This window comes from Niveispirillum sp. CC-CTL257 (assembly GCF_059489915.1).
Genome location: NZ_JCAJXE010000001.1, coordinates 1601898 through 1615911, shown reverse-complemented (window position 1 = coordinate 1615911; position 14014 = coordinate 1601898). Strand labels below are relative to the sequence as shown.

General features: G+C 63.0%; 12 protein-coding genes. 7 read left to right on the top strand and 5 right to left on the bottom strand.

Going from position 1 to position 14014, the window contains the following annotated elements; genetic code table 11:
* Nucleotides 1-118: 118 nt before the first annotated feature.
* The 3 genes from ABC729_RS07730 to ABC729_RS07720 form a co-directional block, all read right to left on the bottom strand.
* Entirely contained in the window at nt 119-2176 is a 2058-nt protein-coding gene (locus ABC729_RS07730) for a M13 family metallopeptidase (RefSeq protein ID WP_495607046.1), read from the bottom strand.
* Between the two features lie 60 nt (nt 2177-2236).
* Nucleotides 2237-2758, bottom strand: a complete 522-nt coding sequence (locus ABC729_RS07725; protein WP_495608658.1) for a TIGR02444 family protein — start codon at nt 2756-2758, stop codon at nt 2237-2239.
* A 74-nt stretch (nt 2759-2832) separates the two neighbouring features.
* Nucleotides 2833-3627: a rhamnogalacturonan acetylesterase gene (locus ABC729_RS07720; protein WP_495607045.1), complete on the bottom strand. Its 795-nt coding sequence runs from the start codon at nt 3625-3627 to the stop codon at nt 2833-2835.
* Nucleotides 3628-3819: 192 nt separating this feature from the next.
* On the opposite strand from ABC729_RS07720, the gene ABC729_RS07715 reads away from it, so the two are divergent.
* From ABC729_RS07715 to ABC729_RS07695, 5 genes are all read left to right on the top strand, one after another.
* Entirely contained in the window at nt 3820-4986 is a 1167-nt protein-coding gene (locus ABC729_RS07715; RefSeq protein WP_495607044.1) for a hypothetical protein, read from the top strand.
* 129 nt (nt 4987-5115) lie between these two features.
* On the top strand, nt 5116-6489 hold the full coding sequence (locus ABC729_RS07710; protein ID WP_495607043.1) for an RsmB/NOP family class I SAM-dependent RNA methyltransferase: 1374 nt from the start codon (nt 5116-5118) through the stop codon (nt 6487-6489).
* Nucleotides 6490-6576: 87 nt separating this feature from the next.
* Nucleotides 6577-7317, top strand: coding sequence for a signal peptidase I (gene lepB, locus ABC729_RS07705; protein WP_495607042.1), 741 nt, complete (start codon nt 6577-6579; stop codon nt 7315-7317).
* Nucleotides 7317-8075, top strand: a complete 759-nt coding sequence (lepB, locus tag ABC729_RS07700) for a signal peptidase I (protein ID WP_495607041.1) — start codon at nt 7317-7319, stop codon at nt 8073-8075. The genes lepB (ABC729_RS07705) and lepB (ABC729_RS07700) overlap by 1 nt, the downstream gene beginning before the upstream one ends.
* A 141-nt stretch (nt 8076-8216) precedes the next feature.
* Entirely contained in the window at nt 8217-9302 is a 1086-nt protein-coding gene (locus tag ABC729_RS07695) for a peptidoglycan-binding protein (protein WP_495607040.1), read from the top strand.
* A gap of 2 nt (nt 9303-9304) precedes the next feature.
* Here the strand turns inward: ABC729_RS07695 and ABC729_RS07690 are convergent, their stop codons facing one another.
* Together ABC729_RS07690 and ABC729_RS07685 are read right to left on the bottom strand one after the other, a co-directional pair.
* Nucleotides 9305-9796 (bottom strand): hypothetical protein, encoded by a 492-nt coding sequence (locus ABC729_RS07690; protein ID WP_495607039.1) that lies wholly within the window; start codon nt 9794-9796, stop codon nt 9305-9307.
* A gap of 102 nt (nt 9797-9898) precedes the next feature.
* Nucleotides 9899-12493 carry a glycosyltransferase gene (locus ABC729_RS07685; RefSeq protein WP_495607038.1) on the bottom strand — a complete coding sequence of 865 codons (2595 nt, stop codon included), beginning with the start codon at nt 12491-12493 and terminating at the stop codon, nt 9899-9901.
* 196 nt (nt 12494-12689) lie between these two features.
* On the opposite strand from ABC729_RS07685, the gene ABC729_RS07680 reads away from it, so the two are divergent.
* The gene (locus ABC729_RS07680; protein ID WP_495607037.1) at nt 12690-13130 is read left to right on the top strand and encodes an HIT domain-containing protein; all 441 of its coding nucleotides are present in this window, start codon (nt 12690-12692) and stop codon (nt 13128-13130) included.
* Complete coding sequence (locus tag ABC729_RS07675; protein ID WP_495607036.1) at nt 13127-13975, top strand: alpha/beta hydrolase; 849 nt, start codon at nt 13127-13129, stop codon at nt 13973-13975. The genes ABC729_RS07680 and ABC729_RS07675 overlap by 4 nt, the downstream gene beginning before the upstream one ends.
* Nucleotides 13976-14014 lie beyond the last annotated feature (39 nt).

The following is a 14014-nucleotide window of genomic DNA, read 5'->3' as shown; positions in this document are numbered from 1 at the left end:
TCGCGACCGTGCCGCGCCGGCTTTGTAACGCGCTCGTAAATGCTTGTTGCGCAATGGTTGCGCCATGAAAAAAGGGGCGGCCACACGGGGCCGCCCCTTTCACACTGTCATAGCGGGATTACCAGACCTTACAGGCCTTGTCCCCACGCACCATCTTGTCGGTGGGCTTGCAGTTAAAGGCCTTGGCGAATTCCGGCATGTTGGCGACGGTACCGTTCACGCGGTGGCGCGGGGCCGAATGCGGATCGGTCTGGGCGCGCAGCCGCTCATTCTCCGGCTTGGACGACGAACACCAGACGCTGGCCCAGCCGTAGAACAGTTTCTGTTCCGCCGTCAGGCCGTTGGCATCCTTCGCGGCCAGCGCTGCTTCCCCGCCCTTGCGGTTCTTCAACGCCATCAGGGCCAGACGCAAACCGCCATTATCGGCGGTGTTTTCGCCCAGGGTCAGCTTGCCATTCTGGTTGGTGTCGCCCGCCACCTGATAGGAACCATACTGGTCCACCAGACACTGGGCCTTGGCTTCGAACTTGTGGCCGTCTTCTTCGGTCCACCAATCCTTCAGATTGCCGACGGCGTCAAAGGCGCGGCCCTCATCATCGAACCCGTGCGTCATCTCATGGCCGATCACGGCCCCGATGGCGCCATAGTTCAGGCCGTCATCCGCCTTGAAGTCAAAGAAGGGCGGCTGAAGGATACCGGCGGGGAAGTTGATGTTGTTCTGGCTGGGATCGTAATAGGCATTCACCGTCGGCGGGGTCATGAACCATTCGTTCTTGTCCACCTTCTGGCCGATCTTGGCCATCTGATAGGCATTCTCGAACTTGGCCGAGCGGAACTGGTTGCCGATCAGATCGTCCTTCTTGACCTCCAGCGCCGTGTAATCGCGCCACTTTTCGGGATAGCCGATCTTCTGCGCCATGGCGGACAGCTTCTCCAGGGCCTTGGCTTTGGTCTCTTCGCTCATCCAGTCCAGCTGCTTGATATCCTCGGCATAGGCTGCGCGCAGATCGTCCAGCATGACCAGCATGCGGGCCTTATGCTCGGGGCCAAAGGCGGCTTCGACGAAATGCTTGCCCAGATCTTCGCCCAGCGCATTGTCCGCCGCATTGGTGCAGCGCTTCCAGCGCGGGCGGTTCTCGGCGGCACCAGACAGGGTCTTGCCATAGAAGCCGAAATTCTCATCCACAAAGCCCTTGGACAGCCAGGGGGCCGTGGCGCGCAGGGACTGCCAGGTCAGGTAGGTCTTGATATCGTCCAGGCTGGTCTCGGCCAGGGCCTTGTCCAGGTTCGTGAAGAAGCCCGGATCATTGACATTCATGTCGGTGAAGGTGGGCGCACCCACCTCCCGGACGTAGGCCGCGAAATCCACACCCTTTGCACTGCCGGTAAAGGCGGCAAAGCTGGTGGGATTGTTCAGCTTGGCCGTATCGCGGCGGTCCACCTTGGTCATGGTGCCGGTGGCCAGCTTCGTCTCAAACGCCATGACGGCGGCGGCCTTCTTGTCCGCCACATCGGCCCCATCGCCGGCCAGCACGAAGACGGCCGCGACATGCTTTACATAGGCGTCGCGCAGCTTGGTGGAGCGCTCGTCATCCTTGAAGTAATAGTCGCGGTCGGGCAGGCCCAGGCCGCCCTGGTCAAAGGCGGCGATGGTGTCTTCCGCCTTGGCAAAGCTCTGCTGTGCACCAAAGCCGAACAGGGCATTGACGCCGGCATTGTGCAGCGTGGCGATCAGGGCGCCCAAGGCGGCCTTGTCCTTGACGGCGGCGATCTGGTCCAGCAGCGGCTTTACCGGGGCGACCCCGGCGGCATCGGCGGCGGCCTCATCCATGCACGCGGCATAGAAGGCGCCGATCTTCGCGGTGCCCGCCTCATTGCCCTTGGCGGCCTTTTCCAGAATGTCGTGCAGCAGGTTCTGGTTGCGCTGCTGCAGCTCATCAAAGGTGCCCCAGCGGGAGCGGTCGGCCGGAATGGGATTGGCCTTGATCCACGGCCCGCAGGCATGGAGGAAGAAATCGTCGCAGGGGCTGACCTCGGTATCGAGGACCAGCTTCATCTTGGCGGCCTCTGCCGCGTCCTTCGCCTGCTGATTGCTTTTCAGCGTGAAATAGCTGCCGGCACCGATGGCCGCCACGGCCACCAGCGATACGGTCAGCAACAAGCCCTTGCTTGCCATGTGGGGTCCCCCGTCTGATCGACGATATGTGTTGAGCTGCCGCCTTCTCGGGCGGTCTGTTTATGCCGGGGACCCTAGCACCGCGTCCGGGCCATCGCGAAGGCCGGCATGTAACGGAACTGTTACAGCGGCCAGAACGTCGCCGCCGGGCAACAGCGACAGGTTGGTGCGCAGCAGATCGGCCACAGGTCCGCCCGCGCGCCGGGTTGCGGGCAGGGTCTGCAGCAGCAATTGCTGCATTTTCTCTGCCTCCAGCTCCGCTGCCTTCACCTGCGCACGCAGCGACTCCGTCGCCATAACACCGACGGCGGGGGGCGGGGCGGGCAGGGGACCGGATTTCAGCCGCCGCCGCACCGCCCGCAGGGGCCGAACCACCTCGTCCCGCCAGGGCCGGGTCGCCACTTCCGCCTCTGCCACCTCCGCCGGGGTCAGGTCATGGCCCAACATCGCCAGCCACGCCGCCCACAGCAGCAGATTGACATCGGCCCCATGCCTGTCCTGTGCCTCCAGGCAGGCATCGGCCACGCCCGGCGCGGCGTAAAGCCATAGGGAGAAGGACCAGAGGTCGGCCGACGCGGTCATGGTCAAGGGACAGGTTCCGGCAAGGATTGGTCCCCGCCCTTATAGGGCAAGGACCACGCGCCGAACAGGCCCGGTCAGGGGCAGGTGGGGCCGCCCAGCGTCGGCGGGTTGGCGGTGGGGAGCGGCTTCACATGCGCCGATACGGGCAGGTTCAGTTCCCGCAACCGCGCCGCCACCAGCGACGCCATGGCCCGCGCCCCGATCTCGCTGAAATGCGTGTCATCGGTAACGCCATCGGGCCAGCGGGTATAGCCCGCCGCCTGGGCCTGTTCCTTGCTGTAATGCAGGAAATAGGCTTTCGCCGGCTCCGCACCCAGCCCATGGACATAGACCCGGCTGTCATAGCCCAGGTCGATCAGCGGCGTCGCCGTTTCCCGCGCCACGGCCCGCGTCACCTCGGCATAGGTGGGGAAACTGTCATTGATGCTGCCATCCTCCTTGAAACTGCGTCGCGCCACAGGCGTCAGCAGCACCGCCTGCGCACCCTTTTCCCGGGCCATGGAGATGAAACGCAGCAGATTGACGCGGAAATCGGGCAGGGGCGTATAGCGCTCCTCCTTGGCCTGATTGGCATCATTATGCCCGAACTGGATCAGCAGCGTATCGCCGGCGGCAATATCCTTGGCAATGGCATCAAACCGCCCCTCGGCGATGAAGCTCTTGGTGCTGCGCCCACCCATGGCCCGGTTTTCCACCGCCACCGACCCGTCCAGGTTACAGGCCAAGGCCATGCCCCAGCCCATCTGCGGATAGCGGTCAGCGCCGTAATGGGCCGCCGTGCTGTCACCGGCAATGAAAATGCGTTCCGCCATCGCCGCCGGGGCCGACAGCAGCAGGGCCGCCAGGGCCGGGATCATCCAGTACCGCATCTCCATCCTCCCGTGAACTTGTATGATAAATCGGAAACCGGTGTCAAAGTACGGTGGGAGAGGTGATGGGGCAAGGGGGGATGTGGGTGGTGAAGGCGTGGTTCCCTCACCACCCCTCCACTATCCCAACTATGGAATATATTCCCATAAACCGCTAGGATAATGGTCCCTTATCCCCTTTGGAGCCGCCCCATGCCCTCGCTCAGCCATAATCCCTATGACACCGACCACCCCACCCTGACTGCGCAGGAACAGGCAGAGGCCTGGTGGCGCGGCTCGTCCGACCGGCATGTCCGGCCCTTCACAGAGGATGTCAGCTTCGCCTCTTGCGGCCATCTGCTGGAAGGATATAAATCCCGAAAGGCGGATGAGGTGACCTGGGCCAAGATCGCTTTCCATCTGGCCGCCGGCGTGCCCATCATCAAGATCGCCGAACATTACAAGCTGTCGCGCACCACCATCTGGCGGGCGCTGACCCAATCGCACAATCTGCGCCGTCGTGTGGCCGAAGAACGCGCCCTGATGCGGCGGGAGGCGGATAGCCGCTTTGTCGCCATGCGCGAACTGGTCGTCGATACGCTGTACCGCGCCATTGCCGACGGCAATATGCGCGCCACCCTCTGGGCTGCTGACCGGTTGGGTTTGGGTGCCGAACTGCTGCAACAGGCGGAAAGGCCCCCTAAGCCCGGCTATGCCCGCACCCCCGATGGCTGGATGACGGCGCTGGACCCGGAAGCGGCGATCAGGGCCGATCTGTCGGCACCGCCGGGTAGGGACATGCCCTTGCCCGTCCCTGAATCCTCGACACCCGCCGCACCGCCGCCCAAGGCCCGCCGCCGGGGGCCCATCCTGCCCGCCGGTGCCGTCACCGCGTCGGCCCCGCCGCTGCTTCCCGATCCCGCCCCGGACCTGACGCCCGAGGCCAGCCCCGATGACGGCCTCGCCCCCGACCCGGTGCCGACATTGCCGCCCATCGACGCCGATCCCATGGGACAGTTGGGCGACCCGCTGCCCGACTTTCCAAAGGAACTGCGCTGGCGCAACCGCCCGCGCGGCAAGGTGAAGGCATCGGCCCCGCCGGCCCCGCTCCATGACGGCCCATCCCTGCGCCTGAAACGCGGTTGCTACCGTCTGCGCGCGCGTCCCGCGGTGCGCCTGCTGTTCTGGATTCTCCATAACAGCCTGCCCTTGGCCGACGGGGTGGATGGCGCGCCCGGCCTGTCGGCGGCTCGCTGGACCATGCGGGCCCGCTGGCTGGCCTGGGGTGACAAACTGCCCATGGACCTGTGCAACCGGGAAGAAAGGCCGGTGCACAATGTTTCACAGCCGCGCTGGTCGAAGAAGGAGGAGGGGTATTGAGGGGGCGACGCCACCACCACCCCACCCGCACGGGAGGGGCAGCCATGGCAGCCCGGCACTTCCACCGGGACCGTCACGGCCCTATAGTCGCCGGCTTTACCAGCGCCGACAGTATCGAGAAGACACGCCATGACCCCCGCCGCCCGTTTGGCCACCGCGACTGATTTGCTTGCCGAGGTGATGGACACCCCGCGTCCGGCCGATGCGGTCACCAGCGCCTTTTTCCGCGCCCGCCGTTACATCGGTGCCAAGGATCGCGGCGAGATTGCGTCGCTGGTCTATGGCGTCATGCGCCATTGGGCGCGTCTGCATTGGTGGCTGGAGCGGGTGAACCATATGCCCGATCCGCGGGCGCTGGTCATCGCCGACTGTATTCTGGCCGGTGGCCGCACCGCCGATGCTGTGGCGGGTCTGTTCAACGGGGCCAAGTTCGCACCCGCCCCCCTGTCGGACCGGGAACGCAAGCTGATCCGCGCGCTCGACACCCGCACCCTGAACCATCCCGATCAGCCGGAAGCGGTTCAGGCCGAGGTGCCGGAATGGGCCGAGGCGTCGATGCGTGCCACCTTTGGCGACCGGTTCCTGGCCGAGGCATCGGGCATGCTGGGTGAGGCACCGCTGGACCTGCGCGTCAACCCGGTGAAGGGCACGCGGGAAGATGCGGTGAAGGCCCTGGCCGATGCCGGGATCAAGGCGACGCCCACCGACCTGTCGCCCGTGGGCCTGCGTCTGGCGGGTCGCGCGCCCGTCATGGCGCTGGATGCCTATAAGTCCGGTATGATCGAGATCCAGGACGAAGGCTCGCAGCTTGTCGCCTTCATGGCCGATGCCCGGCCCGGTATGCAGGTCGTGGATTTCTGCGCAGGGGCCGGTGGCAAGACCCTGGCCATCGCCGCCATGATGGAAAACAAAGGCCGCGTGGTGGCGACCGACGTGCTGGAAGGCCGTCTGACCCGCGCGAAGGAGCGGTTCCGCCGCGCCGGCCTGCATAATATCGAAACCCGCGCCATCAAGACCGAACGCGACCCCTGGGTGAAGCGGCATAAGGGCAAGTTCGACCGCGTCGTCGTCGATGCGCCCTGTTCGGGTACCGGCACCTGGCGCCGTAATCCCGACAGCCGCTGGCGGCCCCTGGGTCCCGGCCTGTCGGAACTGGTGCCGTTGCAGGCCAGCATCCTGGACAGTGCCGCCCGTCTGGTCCGCCCCGGCGGCCGCGTCGTCTATGCCACCTGTTCGGTATTGCGGGAGGAGAATGAGGGCCAGGTGGAGGCGTTCCTGGCGTCGCACCCCGATTTCACGCTGGTGCCCGTGCCGACCGCTTGGCCCGCCGCCTGGGGCAAGCCGCCGGTGAGTACCGACATGTTGCGCCTGACGCCGCTGCGCCATGACACCGACGGCTTCTTCGCCGCCGTCCTTGAACGCCGCGCCGACGCGGCGGCGGAAGAGGCTTCGGGTGACGAAGGGGACGCGGCGGCAGCAGTAGAAGAAGAGGCCACCGCGTGAATTGGACCCAGCCCTGACACTCAGGGTGGTGATTGACCGCCAACGGCCCGGCGGGCATGGTGTCGGCAGCGTTTTCCGTAAGGAGTGATGGCTTTGCGCGCAGTTGTTAAGGAATGGGCGGGTTTGATCGGTTTTGTCGCCGGCTTCTACCTTGTCATCAATACGCTGCTGTTTGCGGGTTTCCACGTCCCATCGGAAAGCATGCTGCCCACTTTGAAGGTGGGGGATCAATTCTATGCGGCCAAATACGCTTATGGCTACAGCCGCTTCTCCACCAGCTTCGTGCCGCTGCCCTTCGGCGGCGCGGGTCGCTTCCCCGACATCACGCCCGAACGCGGCGATATCGTGGTCTTCCGCCTGCCGACGACGGAGGAAGATTATGTTAAGCGCGTCATCGGCCTGCCCGGCGACACGATCCAGGTGCGCGAAGGCCTGCTCTATATCAACGGTCAGGTGGTGCCGCGCGAAAAGAACCGCGACTATTCCTACCGCGACAATGGCGGCATGGTGGTGCAGGTCACGGAATATACCGAGACCCTGCCCAATGGTCGCAAGCACCTGATCATCGAACAGCGCGATGACGGCTTCGCCGATAACACGCCCGAATATAAGGTGCCCGAAGGCCACCTGTTCATGATGGGCGATAACCGCGACAATTCGCAGGACAGCCGTTATCTGCGTCAGGTCGGCTATATCCCCGTTGAACGCGTCCTGGGCCGCGTCTCCATGGTGGCCTTTGCGCGCAAATCCTGTGCGGAAGAAGAAGGCCTTGTCTGCCCCGGCGGCGGCTGGTCCGACCGGCTGTTCCGCTGGGTGGCAGCCGACTGATGGCGGGGACGGCGGACAGCCCGGCACCGGTATCGAAGGTGCGGGAATGGGTAGGGTCCATCGCGACCTTCGCCGGGGCCGTCCTGGCGGTGAATACCTTGCTTTACCAGGGCTTTTACGTCCCCTCTGAAAGCATGCTGCCCACCCTGACCGTGGGCGATCAGTTCTACGCGGCCAAATACCCCTATGGCTACAGCCGCTTCTCCACGCCCTTCATCCCCTTGCCCTTCGGGTCTGGCCGCGTATTGGGCGATTTCCCGGCGCGCGGCGACATCGTCGTCTTCCGCAAGGCGGGGGAGGAGAATGATCTGGTCAAGCGGGTGGTGGGATTGCCGGGCGACCGGCTGCAATGGGTGGATGGCCGTCTCTATATCAATGGCGCTCTGGTGGCGCGGGAGAAGGTGCGCGACATCACCTATCGCACCCATTCCGGTTCCGTGGTGACAGCCACTGAATATCTGGAAACCCTGCCCGGCGGCCGCCGCCACCTGATCCTGGAAAACACCGACGCAGGCAGGGCGGACAACACCCCGGAATATGTCGTGCCCGAAGGCCATCTGTTCATGGCCGGCGATAACCGCGACAATTCCGGCGACAGCCGCTTCCTGAACGATGTCGGCTACGTCCCCCTGGAACGCGTCCTGGGCCGCGTCTCCACCGTCGCCTTCACGCGCAGCGGCTGTTCGGCGGAAGACGGCCTGACCTGTCCCGGCGGCGGCTGGTGGGATCGGTTCTTCCGCAGCGTGGCGGCGGAGTAAAAAGGGGCGGTCCGATCCGCCGACGCTGTTCGCATTTGATGAAATAGGATTAAAATCCTTGAATTTCACAGTATGAAATGACTATATTCCAATTTCTGGCTTGGTCTGCCACTGTGCGGGTCAGAAATTGGGAGTAACGTCATGGAAATGATGATTGCAAGCATCATCGCGCGAAACAGCAGCCCTGATCCTGACGACATTCTGACAGCCAAACATATGCTTAACCGCTTGGGGCTTTATGTGCCGGCGAGGGAGGTTGGCATGCCCCGCTTCGCTGACCCCGCCCTTTTCGATGCGTTGAAGGCTTTCCAGAAGCGGGCGGGCTTGCCGGAAACAGGCGAGGTCGCACCCGATGATGATACTTGGCAGGCATTGTCCGACGCATACAGGCAACCGCCCGGTGATGATGAAGCTTATATCTGGACCACGATGGAGGATGACCGCGTCCGCCCATCCCATATCAAGCGGCAGGGGCGTCGCTTCTTGTGGAAGGACCATCCCTGGCCAGGTGAGGAAAGCGACTGTCGGTGTTGGGCAGTGATGGTGCCAGAGGAGGAGAGACCGGCGGGTACATCTGCGAACCCGCCTCAGCATCCCTTGTCTGAACCATGGGAGAAGCTCGTTGTGGACGGCCTTCGTAAATTTGAAGGGGATGTCGCCCATCCCTATGGTGACAGCAGGGGGTTCTTGACTGTTGGTGTGGGCACGAATGTGAGCCGGGAAGCCACCTTCCTGGCGTTGCCCTGGCGGATCGGGGATGAAAATGGCCGCATGGCCACAGCCGCAGAAATACAGGATGGCTATAACAAGTTGACCCGGTATATCGCCGCAAGAATGGAAGAGGCGGCGGCACAGGGCCGGCAAACCTTGAATTTGCCTGATGAGCATTATCAGGGGATTACAAATCTGCGCCTTCCCAAAATGGAACGACAACAGATGGCGGAGCGGGACCTTGACGCTTTCCAGCGGGAACTGAACGCCAAGTTCAGCGGCTTCAATACCATTCCGGCCCCGGCAAAGGTGGCCCTCATGGACATGATCTACAATATCGGCGGCACAAAATTTACGGCGGCCAAATGGCCCTCCTTGTTCGCTGCCGTTTCCGCCCGCGATTGGGAAAAGGCCGCCGCTGAAAGCCGCCGTGTGGATGTCAATGCACGTCGGAATTCAAGCACGGCGGCGCTGTTTAAGCGGGCTGCGGAGATATCAAGATCGGGTGGTGTCTGAGATCAGGGTTCGGGCCGGAAATAGGGGATTGTCGACAGTCCACCGCAACTCAAACCAGTATCCGTTACCCTGAAATCATTGGCTATCAGCATCCGATACCACCCGGCGAACAAACAATCGGCATGATCTTCTTTCACCAGGAACAAACCATCTGGCAATTTGTGGGCATGGATCAGATAGAAGATCGGGTCTTTTATCGCGCCATCATTGTATGCTTTCCTGCACCGCAGCGCCGAAAAACGCCTGCCTTTCTGTTCGCCCTCATCAATCACGATGCAGGCCGCCCGGTCCCCATTCTCCCAGGACAGCCGATCCCCCATGATCGTTACATTGCCGCCGCCCATTCGCGTCGCGGATAGCTCCCACAGCCCGCAGAATTCCTTATTCGTCAGGACGCAGGCGTCAGCGGACTTGGCGGCGGTAGGCTGCTCAGCGCTGGCACCGACCGGTAGCACCAGAACCAGGAGCAGCATCACAAGCACAGCGGAACGCAAGAACACCTCCTTGGCAAAACCGGCATCATCTTGAAGGTGACACAAAACGGTTGCAAGTGATGATGTTTATGCAGCCAAAAAGCCCAGTGCGGCGGTGGCCCCTTACTCCGCCGCCGCCGGTGCCGTCGGTTCTTCTTCCTGCTTGGGCATGGGCAGGCCGTTGATGGTGGCCACGGCCAAGGCGGCGATATAGGGCAGGGACTGGACGACCAGCATGGCCGACCAGATATAGGCGTCGCGATTGTCGCCGCCTTCCTTCCAGCCCACGGCGAAGGCCGTGACCCAGAGGGCCAGCATCAGCATGACCTCTTCCTTGGCATGCAGGAAGCCCTGGATCAGGGCCGGCTGATCCTCGCACTTGGGCGTGCGCACAAATGGGCGGCCTTCGGTGAAAAGACCCGTCCATACCGCCCGCCCCACCGTGTGGGTCAGGGCCATGCCGGCCACGGCGGCATTCACCTTGTCCAGGAAGCCGCACTTCACCCGCGCCGCGTAAAGCCACAGGCCACACGCCACCTTGAAGAAGAACACGCCCAGGGTCGGCATGATGAAGACCGTCGGCGGGAACTCGAAATAGCGCGGGGCGAACAGCAGGCCCAAAGACCAGAAGATGCCGCCCACGACAAAGCCCATATGGGCCGCATCGGCGAACCAGGGCAGCCAGCCGGTGACGAAGTGATATTTCTGCCCGAAGGTCAGGGTCTTGCCGCTGGGCAGGAATTCCCGCCAATGCCGCTTGATGATCTGGACCGCGCCATAGGCCCAGCGGAAGCGCTGCGTCTTATACCCCGCGAAGCTGTCGGGGACGAGGCCCTTGCCGAAGCTGTCGGGCATATAAACGCTTTCCAGACCCTCCTCGAACAGGCGCAGGCCCAACTCCGCATCCTCGCAGATACACCATTCGGCCCACCAGCCAACCCGCTTCAGGATGGAGGTGCGGATCAGGGTCATGGTGCCATGCTGGATGATGGCGTTGCGCTCGTTCCGCTGGACCATGCCGATATGGAAAAAGCCCTGATATTCCCAGTTGATCATCCGGTGGAAGGGATGGATGTGCCAGTCGCGGTAATCCTGCGGGCTCTGGACGAAGGCGACTTTCTGGTTTTCGAAATAGGGGATGGTGGAAGACAGCCAGTCGGGCGTGACCTGATAGTCGCTGTCGATGACGCCCACGACCTCGGCGTCGGGTGCCGTCACGGCCAGCCCGAAATTCAAGGCACCAGCCTTGTATCCCGGCCATTTCGCTAGGTGGAAGAAGCGGAAATGCGGGCCCAGCTTGGCGCAATGCGCCTCCAGCGGCTTCCACACTTCCTCATCCTTGGTGTTGTTATCGATCACCAGCACCTCGAAGTTGGGATAATCCATCTTCGCCAGTGCGTTCAGCGTCTCGATCACCATATGCGCCGGCTCGTTATAGCAGGGCACATGGATGGAAACCTTGGGGTAATAGCCGCTGGTATTGACCTTGACCGGGTTGAACTTGCGCTTCCAGCGGTCGGTCCACACCACCTCCGTCAGTTCCAGCCCGTCAATCAGCACGACGATCAGCAGCAATATCTGGGCGCAGATCAGGATCAGGAAGGCGACGAAGGACATGGTGTTCATGCCCGTCGTCATCGCCTCCGTCGCGGTCCAGACCAGACCCGACGCGATGCCCTGGATCAGCGCGCCATAGAACAGCTGTCCCGCCGGCTTCAGATCATCACGCGCCAGCACGAACCAGAACATGGGGATGAAGGCCAGAAGCGTGGCGATGGCGCACAGCACGGGCCAGCCCGGCACCTCGAATACCCCACCTTCCATGGGGAATTTCAGCTGGCGATGGGTGTCCCAGATGCCCCAGTTGGCCTCCGCCTCGCCACCGATCTCCCGCTTCCAGGGCTGGTCGAAGCCTTCCATGATGTAATAGTCCCAGCGGTTTTCACCGGCCAGGTTCAGGAAGTTGCGGATGAACTGCGCCTGATTGACCAGACTGGCCTGGGCACCGCCGCGATAGGGGCCGTCCGACGGCCAGCCGGCTTCGCCGATCAGGATATGCTTGTCAGGGTACTTGGCGCGGACCTCGTCATACCCACGGCGCACCTGCTCCATGGCCTGCTCGATGGGGACCTTTTCCCAGTAGGGCAGCAGGTGGATGGTGATGTAATCGACGGCCTGCGCCAGTTCGGGATATTTGATCCAGACATAGGGCGGCTCGGCGGTGGAGACGGGGACATCCATCTGCCGCTTCACGCGCTGGACATAGTCGATCAGCGCCTCGACCTCCAGGTCGCCGCGATACATCACCTCGTTGCCGACCATGACGCGCGTCACGTTCTTGTTGGCGCGGGTCAGGCGGACCAGGGAGTTGATTTCCTGCTCATTCTTGCCCAGGTCGCCGGAAATCCAGGCACCAGCGGTCACGTCCAGGTCGTATCGCGCCGCAATCTCCGGCGTCACCTCCAGCCCGTCCGTGGCCGTGTAGGTGCGGATGGAGCGGACAAAGGGGGCGACAACGGCGACATCGCGCTCAATATCGGATCGCGACGGGTGGCGGCCATCCTGTGGGTTCTGATGTTCCTGATAGGGGCTGAAGGCGACGCCGGATATCGTGCCCGACCATAATTTCTCTGGCGTTGTCGGCCGGTTAGACAGGGCCCAGGCCCCGATATTGCCCAGGACCAGCAGCAACAGCACACCCCAAGCCGAAGCCCGCATCTTCAAAATCTTGCCCATCGTTCCTGTCTTGCCCCTGGAACACCGGCCGCCAGGAATGGCAGCGGGTCAACTTCTGGCAGCCGTTTCTGTTATTTTTGTGAAAAGCGCAATGGCCATCCGTTGTGACAGGGCTGAGCATAGCGCAGGCGGCCCATCTTGGTATAGACCGGGCACGATGACAGGGCAGGGGAAGGTGATGGAAACCGGCTTCGATCTGGATGTGCGTCTGGCGGCGGATACGGTGACGTTGGGGGACTGGCCCCTGTCGCGCGTGCTGCTGATGCGCAATCGCCTGTTCCCCTGGCTGATCCTGGTGCCGCGCCGGGCGGGGGCCGTGGAAATCCACCGGCTTTCGCCCGCTGATCAGGTGCTGCTGACGTGGGAGACATCGGCGGCGGCCCGCGTGCTGGAGCGGTTGTTCCAGCCGGACAAGATCAATACCGGTGCCCTGGGCAATGTCGTGTCGCAACTGCATATGCATATCATTGCCCGCCGCCGCGACGACGCAGCCTGGCCCGGCCCTGTCTGGGGGCGCGGCTTGACGGCTGCTTATGGTGGCGATGAACTGACCCAACTGGCCGACCGGCTGTGGGTCGCCTTGAAAACTGAAATCACTGCAATCCAGGACGTAAAATGAAGAAACTGCTGATCCCGGCCCTGCTGGCCGCCTGCCTTTTCCCTCCGCTGTCGGTACAGGCGACTGAGGTTGCCGGTCTTGGCGCCAGCGAGGCGATCCAGTTCGGCACCAGCTACAGCCTGGACTCTGCCGTGTTGAAGGAAAAGCGGCGCATCAATGTGCTGCTGCCCGCTTCCTACGCCGATGGCAAGCGCAGCTATCCGGTGCTGTATCTGATTGATGGCGGCACCAAGGAGGATTGGTTTCATATCGCAGGTCTGGTGCAGTTGGGCGAACTGAACGGCGTCACCAAGGAAGTGATCCTGGTCGGGATAGAGGGGACGGACCGCAAGCGCGACCTGACCTCCCCTTCTCAAGACCCGCTGGATATCAAGGAACTGCCCACCCATGGCGGGGCCGACAATTTCCGGCGCTTCCTGGGCACTGAGATGAAGCCCTTTATCGAAAAGAACTTCCGCACCGATGGCGAGACGGGTGTGATCGGTGAAAGTCTGGCCGGTCTGTTTATCCTGGAGACCTTCCTGCGCCAGCCGGAAATCTTCACCCATTACATCGCCATCAGCCCGTCCCTGTGGTGGAACAAGGAGGCCCTGTCCTATCAGGTGGCAGACCTTCTGAAGGCGCACAAGCCCGGCACGCGCAGCCTGCATCTGGCCATCGGGAACGAGGGTGGCGGCATGCGTGGCGGCTTGGACCGGGTGATGGCAGCGTTGAAGACGGGGGCCCCGGCGGGCCTGACCTGGGATTTCCAGGATTTGCCGGGCGAGCGGCACCATTCCGTCTATCATCCCGCCGCCCTGCCGGCCCTACGCGCGGCCTTTCCGGGGCCGAACCCTATCAAGTGACGGGAAGGGGGAGAGGATGACAGGGCCCCTATCCCCAAA

Bases quoted from the DNA above. Each gene is read 5' to 3' on its own strand.
- ABC729_RS07730 (WP_495607046.1), bottom strand. From the start codon at position 2,176: ATGGCAAGCAAGGGCTTGTTGCTGACCGTATCGCTGGTGGCCGTGGCG.
- ABC729_RS07725 (WP_495608658.1), bottom strand. From the start codon at position 2,758: ATGACCGCGTCGGCCGACCTCTGGTCCTTCTCCCTATGGCTTTACGCC.
- ABC729_RS07720 (WP_495607045.1), bottom strand. From the start codon at position 3,627: ATGCGGTACTGGATGATCCCGGCCCTGGCGGCCCTGCTGCTGTCGGCC.
- ABC729_RS07715 (WP_495607044.1), top strand. From the start codon at position 3,820: ATGCCCTCGCTCAGCCATAATCCCTATGACACCGACCACCCCACCCTG.
- ABC729_RS07710 (WP_495607043.1), top strand. From the start codon at position 5,116: ATGACCCCCGCCGCCCGTTTGGCCACCGCGACTGATTTGCTTGCCGAG.
- lepB (WP_495607042.1), top strand. From the start codon at position 6,577: ATGGCTTTGCGCGCAGTTGTTAAGGAATGGGCGGGTTTGATCGGTTTT.
- lepB (WP_495607041.1), top strand. From the start codon at position 7,317: ATGGCGGGGACGGCGGACAGCCCGGCACCGGTATCGAAGGTGCGGGAA.
- ABC729_RS07695 (WP_495607040.1), top strand. From the start codon at position 8,217: ATGGAAATGATGATTGCAAGCATCATCGCGCGAAACAGCAGCCCTGAT.
- ABC729_RS07685 (WP_495607038.1), bottom strand. From the start codon at position 12,493: ATGCGGGCTTCGGCTTGGGGTGTGCTGTTGCTGCTGGTCCTGGGCAAT.
- ABC729_RS07680 (WP_495607037.1), top strand. From the start codon at position 12,690: ATGGAAACCGGCTTCGATCTGGATGTGCGTCTGGCGGCGGATACGGTG.
- ABC729_RS07675 (WP_495607036.1), top strand. From the start codon at position 13,127: ATGAAGAAACTGCTGATCCCGGCCCTGCTGGCCGCCTGCCTTTTCCCT.